Consider the following 15,308-nt stretch of genomic DNA (forward strand, 5'->3'; position numbering starts at 1 on the left):
CTATTCGCCCCCTGCGGGATCGCGAAGCCGTTCGCGGCTGCGCTCCGAACTGCGCTCGCCGTTGAGGTCGCCTGAACGCGCGGCCAGCCGGTCGAGCGTGCGCCGCAGCGCCTTTGCCTCTTCCTGCTGCGCCTCGATCCAGTCGCGCAGCATCTGCTGCTCGTTGCGCATGTTCTTCACGAGCCCTTGGATGCCTTCGGCAAGGCTCGCCATGGCGGCGGTCGAGCGGCTGTGTCCGCCCTCCTGCGAAAGCTTCAGGATCTGCTCGGCCAGCGCCTTGACGTCGGCGGTCTCTCCGCTGTTTGCGGCAAGCGCCGGCGAAACGTCGGAGGAGACATCGGTCACCGACGAGAGCCAGTTTTCCAGCTCCATGTAGAAGCGGTTCTGCGCCCGGCCCGCCTGCAGGTCGAGAAAGCCGAGGATGAGCGAGCCGGAGAGGCCGAACAGCGAGGTCGAGAACGCCGTACCCATGCCCGAAAGCGGCGCGGACAGGCCCTCCTTCAAGGCGGACAGGACGTCGTTTGCCGTTCCCGCGCCGGCATCGAGCGACTGGATCACCGTGTTGATCGAACCGATCGTGCCAAGCAGGCCCCAGAAGGTTCCGAGCAGCCCGAGAAAGACGAGAAGGCCGATCAGGTAGCGCGAGGTGTCGCGCGATTCGTCGAGCCGGGTCGCGATCGAATCGAGGATGGAGCGAAGAGCCGCGGTCGAGATGGCGATCGAATGATGCTTGCCGATCAGCGCCCGCATCGGCGCCAGCAGCACCGGGTTCCGCCCGACCTTCTCCGCGCTGCCGGCGGCCCGGAAGGAATTGAACCACCGCACCTCGGGCCGCAGCGACAGCACATGGCTGAACACAAGGAGGATGCCGATCACAAGCACGCCGATGATCAGGCCGTTGAGGCCGGGATTGCTGGTGAAGGCCGCATGCGCCTGGCGAAACAAGATGGCGCCCACGAATCCGACGATGATCAGGAAGATCACCATCGTCCAGAAGAACGGCATCGGACTCGATAGCTTGTGGGGAAAATCCTCCCCGCCCTCGGCCGGCTCCTCCCACCCCGACAGCGCCAGCTTTGCCATGGTCTCCGCGTCTCCTGCTCTCAACTAAAGGCGGAGCCTAGAGGAAGATTGCGCCGAATTGAAGGGCCGAATTTTGGTGTACGTCCATTGACTTGCGGCAATCCGGGCACCGCTGGCCGGCCGTCGGGAGAAGGTCCGGCAGCCTCAGCGCGTGGGGACCGGACGGTGGACGACGTCTGACAGCGCCTTGCGGATGTATTCGTTGCCGGCCACCAACGTTCCCGTCTCCAGCATGGCATTACCGCCCTCGAGGTCGGTGACGAAACCGCCGGCCTCGCGGATCAAAAGAATGCCCGCCGCGATGTCCCAGGCCGAAAGGTCGCGCTCCCACATGCCGTCGAAGCGGCCGGCGGCGACGTAGCCGAGATCGAGCGAGGCGGCCCCCGTCCGGCGGACGCCGGCGACTTCGCCCATGACATGGCGCAGTTCCACCAGGAACTTGCCGTGGTTGCCTCGGCCGAGGTGCGGCACGCCGCAGCTGACGACGCTGTCGGACAGCTCCTTGCGGGCGGCCACGCGCAGTCGGCGATCGTTCAGGAACGCTCCGCCGCCCTTCTCAGCCGTGTAGAGCTCGTCCGTCGCCGGATTGAGCACGACGGCGGCAACGATCTCGCCGTTGCGCTCGAGCGCGATCGAGGAGGCGAAGCAGGGAATGCCGTGCAGGAAGTTGGTCGTGCCGTCGAGCGGATCGACGATCCAGCGGTGCGCGCCGTCGGTGCCCTTGATCTCCTCGGATTCCTCGCCGAGGAAACCATAGGTCGGGCGCGCCTTGAGCAGTTCCTCGCGGATCAGCTTCTCGGCCTTGCGGTCGGCCTGCGAGACGTAGTCACCAGGCCCCTTGAGCGAGACCTGGAGGTTCTGCACCTCGCCGAAATCGCGCGAGAGCGACTTGCCGGCCTTGAAGGCGGCCTGGACCATCACGTTGAGAAGAGCTGAGCGAGCCATCGGGGCCTGTCCTTGTCAGTTGTCCGGCGGGCGAACACGGTCGTGCTGCCCATCATCGAAGCCGGCGGATATATCCTATCAGTCGGCGCGGCGAAGATAGGTGATTTCGTTGGTGTCGACGAGAATGCGCTCGCCGGCCTCGATGAACGGCGGCACGAGCACGCGCACGCCGTTCTCCAGGATCGCCGGCTTGTAGGAAGAAGCCGCCGTCTGCCCCTTGATCACCGGATCCGCCTCGGCAATAGCAAGGACGACCTGGTCGGGCAGCGAAACGCCGATCGGCTTGTCGTCGTAGAGCTGGACCGTCACCATCATGCCGTCCTGCAGGAACGCGGCACGGTCGCCGACGAATTCCTTCTGCAGTTCGAGCTGGTCGTAGCTGTCGACATCCATGAAAACGAGGCCCTCGCCCTGCTCGAACAGGAACTGAAAGTCCTTCTTCTCGAGCTCGACGCGCTCGACCGTCTCCGACGAGCGGAAGCGCTCGTTGAGCTTGGTGCCGTCCATCAGGTTCTTCAGCTCGACCTGGTTGAAGGCGCCGCCCTTGCCCGGCTTCACCGCATTGCACTTCACCGCCGCCCAAAGGCCGCCGTTGTGCTCGATGAGATTGCCCGGCTTGATTTCACTGCCGTTGATTTTCATGAGAATTTCCGTAGAGATCTTTGCGGTTCCGCGCGATCGGAGCGATCGCGAACCCGTCTTGCGGCCTCAAGACCACAAATCCCTTCAAAGTTCAAGCCTTCGGCACGGAACGCAGCCATTCGCCCGGCGCAGGGCTCGAGCACATGGGCCCGCTATCGCACCCGGAACTTGTTTGCAGCCGAGATCGCGGCCTTCTGCTGTTCGTCGGTCAGGCCCAGGTAGAAGTCCTCGAGCCCCGCATCGTTCAGGCCGGCGCGCCGCGACAGCACGAACCACTTGCCGGCCTCGATCGGGTCCGGCTTCGTTCCGAGCGCGTTGATGTAGAGATAGGCGAGACGGTTCTGCGCCACGACGTTACCGCCGTCGGCCGCCCGCTTCAGCCACTTGAACCCGGCCTCGTAGTCCCGCTCGCCCGCCACGCCGTTGACGAGCCAGATGCCGAGATCGAGTTGCGCGGTGTCGAAGCCGGCGCGGGCGGCGCGCACCAGCCATTCGCGGGCGCGGCTCGTCTTCTCGGGCGGCAGGTCGGCCAGGTTGGTATAGAGCTGGGACAGGGCATACTGCGCGTCGGCGATGCCCTGTTCGGCCGATTTCTCGTAGTAGGGCAGCGCCGCGCGCAGCCCCGTATCACCTGCACCATCGGCCACGAGCATCTGGCCGTAGTTGAACTGCGCGGAAGGATTGCCGGCATCCGCGGCCTTCTTCATGAACTCGTCGGCCTTCTTGCGGTCCCGCTCGACCTGGCGCCCGTCCATCAGGAGCAACGCATACTTGAACATGCCGGCCGGGTCGCCGCCCTCGGCGGCCTGCTTGTACCAGAAGGCGGCCTGGCTGCGGTCGCGCTTGACCGCAAGCCCCTGTTCGAACAGTTCGGCCACCAGCGTCTGGGCGGCAGGGTCGCCGTTCTGGGCCCGCGGCAGAGCGCTGTCCATCGCCGTCAGGTAGAAGCCACGCTGGTATGCGCCATAGGCCTCGTCCACCTTGCCGGTGAAGGCCTTTTCCGCCGGCAGGTCGGGCAGCGGCGCGCCCATGCGATCGAGCACGCCGAGGCCGGCAGAAGGCGCGGGCTGGGCAGCCGCATCACCGTTCGGTGAAAGCCTGCCGACCGCGCCGTCGTTTGCTGGATCCAGCAGGCGCGAACTGCGTTCGTCCGGAGCCGGCCCGTCGAGCGCCGAGGCATTGCCTTCGCCGTCCTCGTCCGCAGCGCCGGGAAAATCGGCCGCGCCGGCAGCAGTGCCGGCAGGCGCGCCCGGTAGGCCGGGAAGCGTTACAGTCGGCCCCGCGCTAGCTGCCGGAGCCGCGTCGGGCGTGGTTGCCGGTGCCGTAACATTTCCGCCTTCGACCTTGGGCGCCGTCTCCGGACCGGGAGAATCCTGACCGAATGCCGGCGCCGCCGCGACGAGCGCGCAACAAAATAGCGTTGTCAGCCGCAATGGCCGGTGATCGAAAGCCCTCTTCATCCGCACGGCTTTAATCCTCGAACCGTGGCGCTTTTTCGTCAAGAAGCGCATTGACCGACGCGACCACCTGCGCGGCATTGGCCGGCTCGGCAAAGACGGCCTGGCAGAGCGCCACGAACTCGGCGCCCGTCTCGGCGACTGCGAGCACCGACTCAGGGTCGGTGCCACCCATCACGATGCAGGGGACTTCGACCATCGAGGCCCACCATTCGGCAAGCGCGAGGTTCTTCGGATGCGCCTCCGGCTTGATGTCGCCACCGATCTTTCCAAAGAGAATGTAGTCCGGTCCGACGTCGCCGATCTCCAGCGCCTGGTGCCGGTCCTTGGCATTGCCGCCGCCGACGATCAGCTTCGGGGAATGCTTCTCCATAGCCTCGGCGAGCACTTCCGCCCCGCCCGTGACGTGAATGCCGTCGGCCCTGGAGCGGCCGGCCACCCGCGTGTCACCGGCAACCAGCGCAGCCGCGCCGGCATCCTGGATCACCGGCACCAGGGCTTCCGCATGCTTCTGGAACTCGCCGTCGTCGAGCCCGTATTGCGGCACGATCACCGATGCGACGTCGCCGCCGCGCAGCGCATCCTCGAGCATCGTCTTTCGTGCGGAGACGTCATCGCCCTCCGGCACGACCAGGACGAGGCGGCAGCGATCTTCGATTGCAGTCATCGGACTTCCATTTCTTCCGCATTCGGGAGCGGGCCGTCTGCCCCTCTCGCAATATTGTTGCAAAGCCGATAGACCGCTTGCACCAAAGGATCAATCGCCCCGCATGTCCATCGACCCCAGCATATACCTCGCCGCCATCCCCGCCGTCATGCTCGTCGGCCTGACCAAGGGCGGCATGGGCGAGGCCCTGGCGCTGATGGGCGTGCCCATCCTTGCCATGGTGGTTTCGCCGGTGCAAGCCGCAGCCATCCTGCTGCCGATCCTGATCGTCAGCGACATCGTCTCGCTCTACATCTGGCGTCATCACAACGACCGCCGCACGCTGATCTTTCTCCTGCCCGGCGGCATCTTCGGCATCGCGCTCGGCTGGGCGACCTCGGCCTATGTCCCGCGCGACGCGCTGCGGTTGATCATCGGCCTGATCACCGTCTTCTTCGCCGCCCGCTACTTCTACAACCAGTGGCGCATCCGCAAGGGCATCGTGATTGCGGCAAAACCGCAGCGCATCGGCCCCGCCGCCTTCTTCGGCACCCTTTCGGGCTATGGCAGCTTCGTCGCCCATGCCGGCGGTGCGCCCTTCCAGGTTTACGCGCTGCCGCTGAAGCTCTCCCCGCGCGACTATACTGGAGCCGCCGTCCGCTTCTTCGCCACCATGAACGCGCTGAAGCTCATCCCCTATTTCGCGCTCGGCCAGCTCGACACGACGAACCTGACGATTTCGGCGACGCTGATGCCGCTCGCCATGGCGATGACCGCGCTCGGCGGCTACCTCGTCAAGCGCATGAAGCCGGACATCTTCTATCCCTTCATGTACGGCATGGCGCTGGCAGCGGGACTGAAGCTCGTCACCGACGGCATCGCCGCGCTCTCCTGAGTGCCAAGGCCCCGGTTTTCCGGGCCGCCGGCGATGCGGCACTGCACAAATCACTTGACCGTTTGCGCTGCGATGCCATAACTTTTCCGCATGGTGACGCCGGACCCCTTCGCCGCTATAGCCGATCCGAACCGCCGGTTCCTGCTGGAGGAGTTGCGGCGCGCGCCGAAGACGGTCAACGAGCTGTCGCAGGGCCTGCCGATCAGCCGCCCGGCCGTCTCCCAACACCTCAAGGCCCTGCTCGACTGCAACCTCGTCAGCGTCACCGCCCAGGGCACCCGCCGCATCTACGCGATCAATTCGGCCGGCTTCAATCGCCTGAACTTCTGGCTCGACCAGTTCTGGAACTGAGTGCCGGAGAAAGAAAAGTCCCGGCTGCATGGGACAACCGGGACATCGTAGTTACTGAATGGAATTAAGCCTTTCGGCCCGTTTCTGCCATCGATTGCGATGACGGGGCGGCCCCCTTCTTCGTTCCTCCTCGGAACCTATCGTTTCGATCAGTTCACGGACGAGCGAATCTTTTCGATCTCGTCCTTGATGCGCAACTTCCGCCGCTTGATGTCGGCAATGGCCTCGTCCTCGTATGACGGACGCGTCATTGCTTCGTGAAGCTCTTCCTCGAGGGCGAAGTGCTTCTTTTCAAGCGTGGCAAGATGAGCCTCAATCGACATGTGACAGTTCCTTCCTTTTGTTCGCTGCCGGACGATGGCGCGCCCGGAGGCAAGGTTGCAACAGACAAAGTCTGCCATGCTATTTTTCATTTGTCGAAGGCGAAATCGTGGCCGAGGATAACTTCCCGACAGGTTGCCTTTTGTGATAGGAGCAGCCTTCTTGCTGCATGCGAATGGCAGGCGCAGACCGCCATAGGTGAGGGACGGGGAATGAGAATGCCAGATCAGGACCAGGCGGAATTGCGGTTGGCGATGGCCAGACTGCGACAGGAGCACGAAGACTACGATGCTGCCATCAATGCCATGATCCAGGTCGGCTGCGACGCCCTCCGGGTACAGCGGATGAAGAAGAAGAAGCTCGTGATCAAGGACCGGATCTCCAAGATCGAGGACCAGATCATTCCCGACATCATCGCCTGAAACGGAAAACACGTTGAAGACACCTCAGACGCCCCCCGTCGCCATCGTCATGGGCAGCCAGTCCGACTGGGAGACGATGAAGAACGCCGCCGATACCCTCGACGCGCTTGAGGTCGACTACGAGGCGCGGATCGTCTCCGCCCACCGCACGCCGGAAAGGCTCTACGAGTTTGCCAGGACCGCGCGAACGGAAGGCTTCAAGATCATCATCGCCGGTGCCGGCGGCGCGGCCCATCTGCCCGGCATGATCGCAGCGCTGACTTCGCTGCCGGTCTTCGGCGTTCCCGTCCAGTCGAAGGCGCTGTCGGGCCAGGACAGCCTGCTGTCGATCGTGCAGATGCCGGCCGGCATTCCGGTCGGAACGCTGGCGATCGGCAAGGCCGGCGCCGTCAATGCCGCCCTGCTCGCCTCCGCCGTCCTTGCGCTCTCCGATCCGGAACTGGCGCTGCGCCTGGACGAATGGCGCGAGAACCAGAGCGCGTCGGTTGCCGACTATCCGGTGGATGGCCCGCTATGACGGCCAAGACCATCGGCATCATCGGCGGCGGCCAGCTCGGCCGCATGCTCGCCATGGCCGCGGCACGCCTCGGCATCAGGACGATCATCCTCGAACCGCAGCCCGAGTGCCCGGCAGACCAGGTTGCCAACGCCCAGATCGTCGCCGCCTATGACGATCCCGAGGCGCTGGCCGAACTCGCGCGGCGCTGCGACGTCGTCACCTACGAGTTCGAGAACGTTCCGGTATCCGCAGCCGAGCTTTTGGTGCAATCGGTCCCGGTGTTTCCGCCGCCGAAAGCATTGGAAGTCTCGCAGGACCGGTTGGTGGAAAAGCGCTTCATCAACGCCTGCGGCATCCCCACCGCTCCCTTCGAGGCCATCGACAGCCAGGCCGATCTCGACGCCGCCCTCGATGCGTTCGACGGCATCGGCGTCCTGAAGACCCGCCGCCTCGGCTATGACGGCAAGGGGCAGCGCATGTTCCGCTCGCCCGCCGAACGCCGCGAGGACGCCTTCGCCGAGCTCGGCTCGGTGCCGCAGCTCCTCGAAGGGCTGATCGCCTTCGAGCGGGAGATCTCCATTATCGCCGCGCGCGCACAGGACGGCACCATCGTCTGCTACGACCCGGCAGAGAATATCCATCGCAACGGCATTCTCCACACATCGACGGTTCCGGCCGCAATCAACGAATCGACCGCCGACCAGGCGCGGCGCGCGGCCCGTGCCATCCTCGATCGGCTCGACTATGTCGGCGTCATAGGGGTGGAGTTCTTCGTGCTCGGCGACGGCCAGCTCGTCGCCAACGAGATGGCGCCGCGCGTGCACAATTCCGGCCACTGGACGGAAGCGGCCTGCGTCATCTCGCAGTTCGAGCAGCACATCCGCGCCGTCGCAGGCCTCTGCCTCGGCGATCCGCGCCGGCATTCGGATTGCGTGATGCAGAACCTGATCGGCGACGATATCGAGGCGGTCCCCGCCTGGCTCAACACCCCGGACGTCCTCGTCCATCTCTACGGCAAGGAAGAATCGCGCCCCGGCCGCAAGATGGGCCACGTCACCGAATTGCGGTGAAGAACAGCGCCGCCTCCGGTGGACATCCCGGCATCCGGGCGCCAAAACACCCTCAAAACCGCCTCAAAACCCCCTCAAAGTCCCTGGCCGCGGTTGACAGGGCCCGGACGAACAGGTACACGAGCGCCAACCTGAGAGCGCGCCCGAAACGGCGCGTTTTTAATTGACAAGATTTCGGGCGGATAAGCTTCCTCCCCAGCATCGCGGATCAGAAACATGAAGATCAAGAATTCGCTCAAGTCTCTCAAGACGCGCCACCGCGAAAACCGTCTGGTTCGCCGCAAGGGCCGCATCTACATCATCAACAAGTCGAATCCGCGTTTCAAGGCCCGCCAGGGCTGAGACCGGCGCACAGGCTTTCTGCCTGCTGTAGCAAGATAGTGATTTGCTTTGAAGCGCACGCGGTTTAGCATAACCGCATGCGCTTCAAATCTGTTTTTGCCACTCTCCTCGTCCTCGCCGCGCCCTTCCCCGGCGCCCTGGCCCAGACCTCCGACACGGCTGCCGTTGCCGAGAGCGTTCCGGCCGAGACCAGTCCGGCCGCGCGGCTCGACGCCCTCTTCGACGAACTGAAGCATCAGGGCGACCAGGAGAAGGCCAAGGCGATCTCCGACAACATTCGGCTTGCATGGCGCGATTCGGGCAGCGCCACCGTCAACTTCCTGATGCTGCAGTCCGACAAGGCGATCGCGGAAGGCAAGGACACTGCCGCCTTCGACTACCTCGACGAGGTCATCCAGCTCGCCCCCACCTATGTCGAGGGCTGGAACCAGCGCGCCACGCTGCATTTCAAGGCCGGCAACTACAGAAAGTCGATGTCGGACATCAATCGCGTGCTGGCGCTCGAGCCGCGCCATTTCGGCGCCATCGCCGGCATGGCGGCGATCCTCACGAGCTATGGCCGCGACGAACGCGCCATGGAAGCCTGGCAGCGCTTCCTCGACATCTACCCGGCCGAACGCCGCGCCCAGAAGTCACTCGGCGACCTCGCCGACAAGCTTGCCGGCAGCCAGACCTGAGCCCCTCACGACCGTAGATGACAGTGGATGTGGCGAACTTTCGCCGGCCTCCCGCTGCCGGCCATTCTCAGCGCCATCATACCCGGCCCTGAGTCCATCATCTGAATACGCTTCCGATTGCAGACCGACCATTGTTGCGACCGCCCTGCCCTGCCGCGCCCGATAGCAAATCCCCGGCACAAGGCCGGGGATGACGTGGAGACAACGGTGGAATGGTGAAGTCCGGGCCCGCGTTTACAGGCCGCTGGCGCCGTCCGAGCCGATATAGGCGATGCGCAGCATGTTGGTCGCGCCGGGCGTGCCCAGCGGCACGCCGGCCGAGATGATGATGCGGTCGCCCGGCTTGCCGAAGCCTTCACTGACGGTGATGCGGCAGGCGCGATTGACCATGTCGTCGAGGTTCTCGGCATCGCCGGTGACGACGCAGTGCAGGCCCCAGACGACCGAGAGCCGGCGTGCCGTCTCGATGATCGGCGACAGCGCCAGGATCGGCACTTCCGGGCGCTCGCGGGCGGCCCGCAGGCCGGTGGTGCCCGACGAGGTGTAGGTCACGATGGCCGACAGGTTCAGCGTCTCGGCAATCTGGCGGGCGGCGAGCGAGATCGCATCCGCGCCGGTTGCTTCCGGCGGCGTGCGCTGGGCGTAGATTATGCCCGGATAGTGCGGGTCGCGCTCGACCTTGCTGGCGATCGAAGCCATCGTGGTGACGGCTTCGATCGGATAGTCGCCGGAGGCCGACTCGGCCGAGAGCATGATCGCGTCTGCGCCTTCGAACACGGCGGTGGCGACGTCGGAAACCTCCGCACGGGTCGGCACCGGCGCCGAGATCATCGATTCCAGCATCTGGGTGGCGACGACCACCGGCTTGCCAGCGCGGCGGCAGGCACGGATCAACTGCTTCTGCAGGCCCGGAACGGCCTCCAGCGGCATCTCGACGCCGAGGTCGCCGCGGGCGACCATCAGCGCATCCGACAGCTCGATGATCTCGTCGATGCGCTCGATCGCCTGCGGCTTCTCGATCTTCGACATCAGGCCGACGCGGCCGCGCGAGACCTTGCGGACCTCCGCCAGGTCTTCGGGGCGCTGGATGAAGGACAGCGCGACCCAGTCGACGCTGCCGGTCGCCAGCACCGCATCAAGGTCGGTGCGGTCCTTCTCTGTCAGGGCGCCGACGCCGAGCAGGGTGTCGGGAAGGCTGACGCCCTTGCGGTCGGAAATCTTGGTGCCGGCGATAACCGTACAGACGATCTTCTTGCCATCGGCCTGGTCGGCGCGCAGGTGCAGCTTGCCGTCGTCGATCAGCAGGCGATGGCCCGGCTTGACCGCTTCGAGGATTTCGGGATGCGGCAGGAAGACGCGCGTGGCATCGCCCGGCTCGTCACGGTTGTCGAGCGTGAAGGTCTGGCCGGGAACGAGATCGACCTTGCCGTCCTTGAACTTGCCGACGCGGAGCTTCGGGCCCTGCAGGTCGGCCAGTATGCCGATCGGCCGGCCGCAGCGCGCCTCGACGGCGCGGATCCGGCTGATCAGCGTGCGCATCACCTCGTGGCTGGCGTGGCTCATGTTGATGCGGAAAAGATCGGCCCCCGCCTCATGCAGCTTCTGGATCATCTCTTCTTCGGCCGACGCCGGTCCGAGCGTGGCGAGGATCTTTACTCTTCTGTTCCGCTTCATCAATTCTGGCTTTCCTGGGGGCCAGGCGTGTCGGAGAGCTGGACCATCCAGCTGCCCTGGCGCCCGGTATCATATTCCTTGAACCCGTTCTTCTGGAATCCGCGGGCGAAGCAGTCCTGGACGCCGGTGATCTTGAACTCGTTCTCGGCGACGCACATGTTCACTTCGCCGGTCCAGCGGCCGCCGCGGGCGGCGTCTTCGGCGTAGAGATAGTAGTAGCGCGACTGCAGCTCGCCCTCGATCAGCGTGGCGCAGGTCGTCGCCGGGATCTGCCACCAGCCTTCCGTCACCCAGCCTTCGGTGGCGCGGTAGCCGATCGCGACGCCGACCAGGTTCTGCGTTCCGTTGCAGACACGGAAGTCCGCACGCGCAGCCCCGGGAGCTGCGAGGGTGAAGAATGCGGCAGCGGCAAACAGTCCGAGGAAGGAAAGGCCGGACGCCGAACGGAGGGGGCGTGAGTGCGAATGATCTGGCACGGTTTCCAATGGGAACTCCGTTGATTTGGTCACGCGCTTTCTTGCGACGGCAAGCGTCGAATGTCAACGCAACTCTAATCGATTATATTGTGATCCAGCCCCTGCCCGCGCTCCGAAATCGCCCCGAATCCGCCGCGCAGCTGCGACTTGCGATTGCCGACCGCCCATGTCATCAAGCCTCGGACGTCCATGACGAAGAGATCGCATGAAAATGCCTCAACCGGATGACAGCCCATTCGAGATTCTCGACGGCGACAGGAGCCGCGGCCTCGTCCTTCTTGCCGACCACGCCACCAATCGCGTGCCTGCGGCCTATGGCCGGTTGGGTCTGCCGGGGGCCGCCTTCGAACGCCACATCGCCTATGACATCGGCATCGAGGGGCTGACGCGGGCGCTGGCGGAGCGGCTGGACGTGCCGGCGGTCATGAGCCGCTTCTCGCGCCTCCTGATCGATCCGAACCGCGCCGAGGACGACCCGACCCTGATCATGCGGATCTCCGACGGCGCGATCGTGCCCGGCAACCATCCGATCACCGCGGACGAGTGGCGCCACCGGCTGGAGACCTACCACCGGCCCTACCATGGCGCCGTGTCGGAAACGATCGGCAAGGTGGCGGAGGCAAGCGGCCGGGCGCCGCTGGTGGTCTCGCTGCATTCCTTCACGCCCTTCTGGAAAGGCACGCCGCGCCCCTGGCATATCACCGTGCTGTGGGACAGCGACCATCGCGCCGTCGACCCGCTGCTCGCAGAACTGGCCGCGATTCCCGGCGTCGTGACCGCAAGCAACGAGCCCTATGACGGCGCCTTGCGCGGCGACACCATGTTCCGCCATTGCATGAAGGCGGGCATCCCGCACGCCCTGATCGAGGTCCGCCAGGACGAGATCGGCGACGAGGCCGGCATCGCGCGATGGGCGGAACGCCTCGCCCCCGTCCTCGCCCGCTTGAATGCCGACGAAGCGCTTCACACCTATCTGACATTCCCCTCCCGCACCGGCCCCTACTGACCGGGATGGACGAGGATCGAAGCCGGGCGGCATGGACAGCATGGCCCGCCCATCGGAGGAACGACATGGACGAACTGAGCGAAGAACAACGTATCGCCTTCGAGGCCGCCGCCTTCCGGCGGCTCGTATCGCACCTGCGCGAGCGCCCCGACGTGCAGAACATCGACCTGATGAACCTTGCCGGCTTCTGCCGCAACTGCCTGTCGAACTGGTATCGCGAGGCGGCCAATGCCGCAGGCGTGGCGATGGACAAGGAGGCGTCCCGCGAGATCGTCTACGGAATGCCCTACGACGTCTGGCGCGACCTGCACCAGAAGGAGGCCAGCACCGAGCAGCAGGCCGCCTTCGAGGTCAACCGCCCGCACGAATGACCCATGCGGCTCCTGGCGAATGCCGGACGGGGATAGCGTGGGTATCTTGTATAAGCTGCGAAAAATCCGGCGGCCTTGCGGATAGGCCTTGATCTCGCCGGAACTTCGCGGCAGATCACCCCATCACGTCCATTCATTTTCCCTAGTCAAGGAGAAGACCATGTCCGATGCTCACGGCGTCGCCCGCGACCAGCTTCGTGCTTTCATCGAGCGGATCGAGCGCCTGGAAGAAGAAAAGAAGACCATCGCCGACGACATCAAGGATGTCTACGGCGAGGCCAAGGGCGTCGGCTTCGACACCAAGATCCTGCGCAAGGTGATCCAGATCCGCAAGCAGGACAAGGACGAGCGCATGGAGCAGGAAGCGATCCTGGATACCTACCTGCAGGCGCTGGGCATGGTCGAACTGCCGCCGGAAGAATGATCGGCTGACCGGAAGGTCGCAAGAAAGCCCGCCGAACCAGGTTCGGCGGGGTCCGCGACCGCGACGGTCAGTCGGTTTCGGAGAACTTCTGGACTTCCATGAAATTGACGGCCGTGCCGCTGAACCGGCCCGCGTCCATCCCGGCCGTCTCCGGCTGGAAGCCGGCCTTGTAGACGGTCGTCGGGGCTTCGCGCATCGACCGGCTGACGAAACGCGGTGCCTTCACCGGCTTCGACAGCGTCGCGACCCGGCCCTGCGTCAGGGCCCATTGCGAGATGATCTTCTGGGTCAGCTTCGGCTCGGTGCGGATGGCCCCGCGCGCAGCCGCTTCGGCATCCTGCTTCTTCGGACGGCCGCCCTTGGCGGGAACCTCGTTCATGGGAACGTCGAAGGCGGTCAGCGCTTCACGCGCAGCCCCCGAGGGGCGTGGCACGAAGGCGGCGAGCTCGACCGGCTCCTCGCCCGCGATCTCGTTGCTGGGCGCAGCAAGCGCGACACGCGTCGCAGCTTCTGCCGAGATCCCGCCGTCGGGCTTCGCCTCGGCGAAGGCCGCGACATCCGTGGCAGCGGTCAGGGTCGGGGCGCCGACGTCCGCTTCCGCCACGGCGAGCCATGCCGCGTCGTCGCCCGGGCGCGAGCCCGGAACGGGGATCAGGGCCGCAGTCATCGTGCCCTGCTCCGCTTCGCCCGGAAGCGTGCGCGGACCGAGCAGTTCGGGGACCGGAACCTTGTAGGCGCCGAGGTCGGCGAATTCGCTCTGCGGCAATGCGGCCACAGGCGTCGCCGGCGAAGCGGCATCGAGTGCTGCTGCCGCAGTGTTGGCCGCCGGCGAGACCAGCGCCAATTCGGAGGCTGCCGGCGCCGCGGGAGGCACGGCGGCGGGAACGGCGTTGTCGCGGAAGGCCGGACGAACCAGCGGAATGGGTGCGTTCAGCTCGGCGATTTCGGTTTCGGTGACGGTCGGCGCGGCGGCAGGCACTGCCTCTGCCGGCGCGGATCCGCCGACGCCCGGCAGCGCTTCGGCGGTTGCGGGTGCCGACGCGCTGGCCCTTGCGGCGGGCTTGGCTTCCTCCAGCGGCTCGGCGCTGGCGATTGCCGTGGGTTCTTCATCCTCATCCCCGCCGCCGCCGAAGAGGGCTGCGAAGAAATTCTTGCGCTTGGCGGACTTCTCGTCCGCCGATCCGCCGCCTGCGACCTGGACTGCATCGCCGCCGACGCGGCGCTTGTAGTCGGCAACCGCCTGCTGGTAGCCGGGCAGCGGCCTGCCGTCGGAGGGGACGTGCATCGTCTTGCCGTCGGGGAAGAGCGATACGAGTTCCTGCCGGTTCATGCGCGGCCAGGCGCGCACGCTGCCGACGTCCATGTGGACGAAGGGCGAACCGGACGTGGGATAGTAGCCGACGCCGCCGACCTGGAACTTCATGCCGATCTCGCGCAGCTTCTTCAGCTTCACGTCGGGCAGGTAGAAGTCCATCGCCTTGCCGAGCATGTGCTGGCTCTTCTTGGCCACGCCCTTGGAGCGCGAACGCAGCATCGAGTTGGTGGCGGGCGAGCGATAGGCGGAAACGACGTGGATATAACCGCGCGACCCGCTCTTCTGGTAGACTTCCCAGACGAGATCGAAGAGCCGCGGGTCCATCTTGGTTGGCTCGTTGCGGCGCCAGTCGCGCAGGAAACGGTTGAGCTGCTGGAGACCCTTCTGGTCATAGCGCCCGTTGCGCTTGAAGGTGATCTCCGCCTTTTCATTGGTGTGGACGAAATAGACTTTCAGCGTGCGCGTGCCGGACGCGGCGTCGGTCGCCGATGGGACCAGCGCCGGAACGACGAGCGAAACGGCCATGGCAGCGATGGTCAGAGCCTTCGGCGTCTTCGTGAGCGCCGCTTTGCACATGGCTAGCGCGCTGGCTCCCCGGAGCGTCATCGTTCCGATAAAATTTGCCAACTCTATCCCCGTCCTGCGGACAATGGTCGTCCCTGATAGATCAGATGACGACCAATTGCGGTAAC

General features: G+C 65.4%; 19 protein-coding genes. 10 read left to right on the plus strand and 9 right to left on the minus strand.

Features of this window, described 5'->3' with window-relative positions; translation table 11 throughout:
• The 5 genes from GGQ64_RS12285 to GGQ64_RS12305 form a co-directional block, all read right to left on the minus strand.
• Positions 1-1,083 carry a MotA/TolQ/ExbB proton channel family protein gene (locus tag GGQ64_RS12285; RefSeq protein WP_183804585.1) on the minus strand — a complete coding sequence of 361 codons (1,083 nt, stop codon included), beginning with the start codon at positions 1,081-1,083 and terminating at the stop codon, positions 1-3.
• A gap of 144 nt (positions 1,084-1,227) precedes the next feature.
• The gene (locus GGQ64_RS12290; protein ID WP_183804587.1) at positions 1,228-2,028 is read right to left on the minus strand and encodes an inositol monophosphatase family protein; all 801 of its coding nucleotides are present in this window, start codon (positions 2,026-2,028) and stop codon (positions 1,228-1,230) included.
• Between the two features lie 78 nt (positions 2,029-2,106).
• Positions 2,107-2,670, minus strand: coding sequence for an elongation factor P (efp, locus tag GGQ64_RS12295; protein WP_183804589.1), 564 nt, complete (start codon positions 2,668-2,670; stop codon positions 2,107-2,109).
• A gap of 152 nt (positions 2,671-2,822) precedes the next feature.
• The gene (locus GGQ64_RS12300; protein ID WP_343059467.1) at positions 2,823-4,136 is read right to left on the minus strand and encodes a sel1 repeat family protein; all 1,314 of its coding nucleotides are present in this window, start codon (positions 4,134-4,136) and stop codon (positions 2,823-2,825) included.
• A gap of 4 nt (positions 4,137-4,140) precedes the next feature.
• Positions 4,141-4,794 carry a thiamine phosphate synthase gene (locus GGQ64_RS12305; RefSeq protein WP_183804591.1) on the minus strand — a complete coding sequence of 218 codons (654 nt, stop codon included), beginning with the start codon at positions 4,792-4,794 and terminating at the stop codon, positions 4,141-4,143.
• A gap of 103 nt (positions 4,795-4,897) precedes the next feature.
• Between GGQ64_RS12305 and GGQ64_RS12310 the strand changes: the two genes are divergently transcribed.
• Together GGQ64_RS12310 and GGQ64_RS12315 are read left to right on the plus strand one after the other, a co-directional pair.
• Positions 4,898-5,668: a sulfite exporter TauE/SafE family protein gene (locus GGQ64_RS12310; protein WP_183804593.1), complete on the plus strand. Its 771-nt coding sequence runs from the start codon at positions 4,898-4,900 to the stop codon at positions 5,666-5,668.
• A gap of 90 nt (positions 5,669-5,758) precedes the next feature.
• Complete coding sequence (locus GGQ64_RS12315) at positions 5,759-6,019, plus strand: ArsR/SmtB family transcription factor (RefSeq protein WP_183804595.1); 261 nt, start codon at positions 5,759-5,761, stop codon at positions 6,017-6,019.
• 149 nt (positions 6,020-6,168) lie between these two features.
• Here the strand turns inward: GGQ64_RS12315 and GGQ64_RS12320 are convergent, their stop codons facing one another.
• Positions 6,169-6,342, minus strand: coding sequence for a YdcH family protein (locus GGQ64_RS12320; RefSeq protein WP_183805429.1), 174 nt, complete (start codon positions 6,340-6,342; stop codon positions 6,169-6,171).
• Positions 6,343-6,558: 216 nt separating this feature from the next.
• Between GGQ64_RS12320 and GGQ64_RS12325 the strand changes: the two genes are divergently transcribed.
• From GGQ64_RS12325 to GGQ64_RS12345, 5 genes are all read left to right on the plus strand, one after another.
• Positions 6,559-6,762: a YdcH family protein gene (locus GGQ64_RS12325; RefSeq protein WP_183804597.1), complete on the plus strand. Its 204-nt coding sequence runs from the start codon at positions 6,559-6,561 to the stop codon at positions 6,760-6,762.
• A 49-nt stretch (positions 6,763-6,811) separates the two neighbouring features.
• Complete coding sequence (purE, locus tag GGQ64_RS12330) at positions 6,812-7,279, plus strand: 5-(carboxyamino)imidazole ribonucleotide mutase (RefSeq protein ID WP_183805430.1); 468 nt, start codon at positions 6,812-6,814, stop codon at positions 7,277-7,279.
• Entirely contained in the window at positions 7,276-8,331 is a 1,056-nt protein-coding gene (locus tag GGQ64_RS12335; RefSeq protein WP_183804599.1) for a 5-(carboxyamino)imidazole ribonucleotide synthase, read from the plus strand. The genes purE and GGQ64_RS12335 overlap by 4 nt, the downstream gene beginning before the upstream one ends.
• A gap of 216 nt (positions 8,332-8,547) precedes the next feature.
• Positions 8,548-8,673, plus strand: coding sequence for a type B 50S ribosomal protein L36 (ykgO, locus tag GGQ64_RS12340; protein ID WP_034806120.1), 126 nt, complete (start codon positions 8,548-8,550; stop codon positions 8,671-8,673).
• Between the two features lie 77 nt (positions 8,674-8,750).
• Positions 8,751-9,350 carry a tetratricopeptide repeat protein gene (locus GGQ64_RS12345; RefSeq protein WP_183804601.1) on the plus strand — a complete coding sequence of 200 codons (600 nt, stop codon included), beginning with the start codon at positions 8,751-8,753 and terminating at the stop codon, positions 9,348-9,350.
• Positions 9,351-9,584: 234 nt separating this feature from the next.
• Here GGQ64_RS12345 and pyk read toward each other — a convergent pair whose 3' ends face one another.
• Positions 9,585-11,024: a pyruvate kinase gene (gene pyk, locus GGQ64_RS12350; protein WP_183804603.1), complete on the minus strand. Its 1,440-nt coding sequence runs from the start codon at positions 11,022-11,024 to the stop codon at positions 9,585-9,587.
• Complete coding sequence (locus tag GGQ64_RS12355) at positions 11,024-11,440, minus strand: DUF1036 domain-containing protein (RefSeq protein ID WP_183805432.1); 417 nt, start codon at positions 11,438-11,440, stop codon at positions 11,024-11,026. Before GGQ64_RS12355 ends, pyk begins: the two co-directional genes overlap by 1 nt.
• Positions 11,441-11,705: 265 nt before the next feature.
• On the opposite strand from GGQ64_RS12355, the gene GGQ64_RS12360 reads away from it, so the two are divergent.
• The 3 genes from GGQ64_RS12360 to GGQ64_RS12370 all read left to right on the plus strand — a co-directional run bounded on the left by GGQ64_RS12360 (position 11,706) and on the right by GGQ64_RS12370 (position 13,301).
• Positions 11,706-12,506 carry an N-formylglutamate amidohydrolase gene (locus GGQ64_RS12360; protein ID WP_183804605.1) on the plus strand — a complete coding sequence of 267 codons (801 nt, stop codon included), beginning with the start codon at positions 11,706-11,708 and terminating at the stop codon, positions 12,504-12,506.
• A gap of 65 nt (positions 12,507-12,571) precedes the next feature.
• A complete protein-coding gene (locus tag GGQ64_RS12365; RefSeq protein WP_183804607.1) occupies positions 12,572-12,877 on the plus strand; it encodes a DUF1244 domain-containing protein in 306 nt (101 codons plus the stop codon).
• Positions 12,878-13,037: 160 nt separating this feature from the next.
• Positions 13,038-13,301, plus strand: a complete 264-nt coding sequence (locus GGQ64_RS12370; protein ID WP_183804609.1) for a DUF2312 domain-containing protein — start codon at positions 13,038-13,040, stop codon at positions 13,299-13,301.
• A 67-nt stretch (positions 13,302-13,368) separates the two neighbouring features.
• On the opposite strand, the gene GGQ64_RS12375 is transcribed toward GGQ64_RS12370, so the two are convergent.
• Entirely contained in the window at positions 13,369-15,243 is a 1,875-nt protein-coding gene (locus GGQ64_RS12375) for a peptidoglycan L,D-endopeptidase MepK (RefSeq protein WP_425488509.1), read from the minus strand.
• Between the last annotated feature and the right edge of the window lie 65 nt (positions 15,244-15,308).

The organism is Mycoplana azooxidifex (assembly GCF_014196765.1).
Lineage (GTDB): Bacteria > Pseudomonadota > Alphaproteobacteria > Rhizobiales > Rhizobiaceae > Mycoplana > Mycoplana azooxidifex.

Coding starts and splice junctions, on each gene's coding strand:
- GGQ64_RS12365 (WP_183804607.1), top strand. CDS start 12,572: ATGGACGAACTGAGCGAAGAACAACGTATCGCCTTCGAGGCCGCCGCC.
- purE (WP_183805430.1), top strand. CDS start 6,812: ATGGGCAGCCAGTCCGACTGGGAGACGATGAAGAACGCCGCCGATACC.
- GGQ64_RS12315 (WP_183804595.1), top strand. CDS start 5,759: ATGGTGACGCCGGACCCCTTCGCCGCTATAGCCGATCCGAACCGCCGG.
- GGQ64_RS12310 (WP_183804593.1), top strand. CDS start 4,898: ATGTCCATCGACCCCAGCATATACCTCGCCGCCATCCCCGCCGTCATG.
- GGQ64_RS12290 (WP_183804587.1), bottom strand. CDS start 2,028: ATGGCTCGCTCAGCTCTTCTCAACGTGATGGTCCAGGCCGCCTTCAAG.
- GGQ64_RS12335 (WP_183804599.1), top strand. CDS start 7,276: ATGACGGCCAAGACCATCGGCATCATCGGCGGCGGCCAGCTCGGCCGC.
- GGQ64_RS12285 (WP_183804585.1), bottom strand. CDS start 1,083: ATGGCAAAGCTGGCGCTGTCGGGGTGGGAGGAGCCGGCCGAGGGCGGG.
- GGQ64_RS12325 (WP_183804597.1), top strand. CDS start 6,559: ATGCCAGATCAGGACCAGGCGGAATTGCGGTTGGCGATGGCCAGACTG.
- GGQ64_RS12345 (WP_183804601.1), top strand. CDS start 8,751: ATGCGCTTCAAATCTGTTTTTGCCACTCTCCTCGTCCTCGCCGCGCCC.
- ykgO (WP_034806120.1), top strand. CDS start 8,548: ATGAAGATCAAGAATTCGCTCAAGTCTCTCAAGACGCGCCACCGCGAA.
- GGQ64_RS12320 (WP_183805429.1), bottom strand. CDS start 6,342: ATGTCGATTGAGGCTCATCTTGCCACGCTTGAAAAGAAGCACTTCGCC.
- pyk (WP_183804603.1), bottom strand. CDS start 11,024: ATGAAGCGGAACAGAAGAGTAAAGATCCTCGCCACGCTCGGACCGGCG.
- GGQ64_RS12305 (WP_183804591.1), bottom strand. CDS start 4,794: ATGACTGCAATCGAAGATCGCTGCCGCCTCGTCCTGGTCGTGCCGGAG.
- GGQ64_RS12370 (WP_183804609.1), top strand. CDS start 13,038: ATGTCCGATGCTCACGGCGTCGCCCGCGACCAGCTTCGTGCTTTCATC.
- efp (WP_183804589.1), bottom strand. CDS start 2,670: ATGAAAATCAACGGCAGTGAAATCAAGCCGGGCAATCTCATCGAGCAC.
- GGQ64_RS12360 (WP_183804605.1), top strand. CDS start 11,706: ATGAAAATGCCTCAACCGGATGACAGCCCATTCGAGATTCTCGACGGC.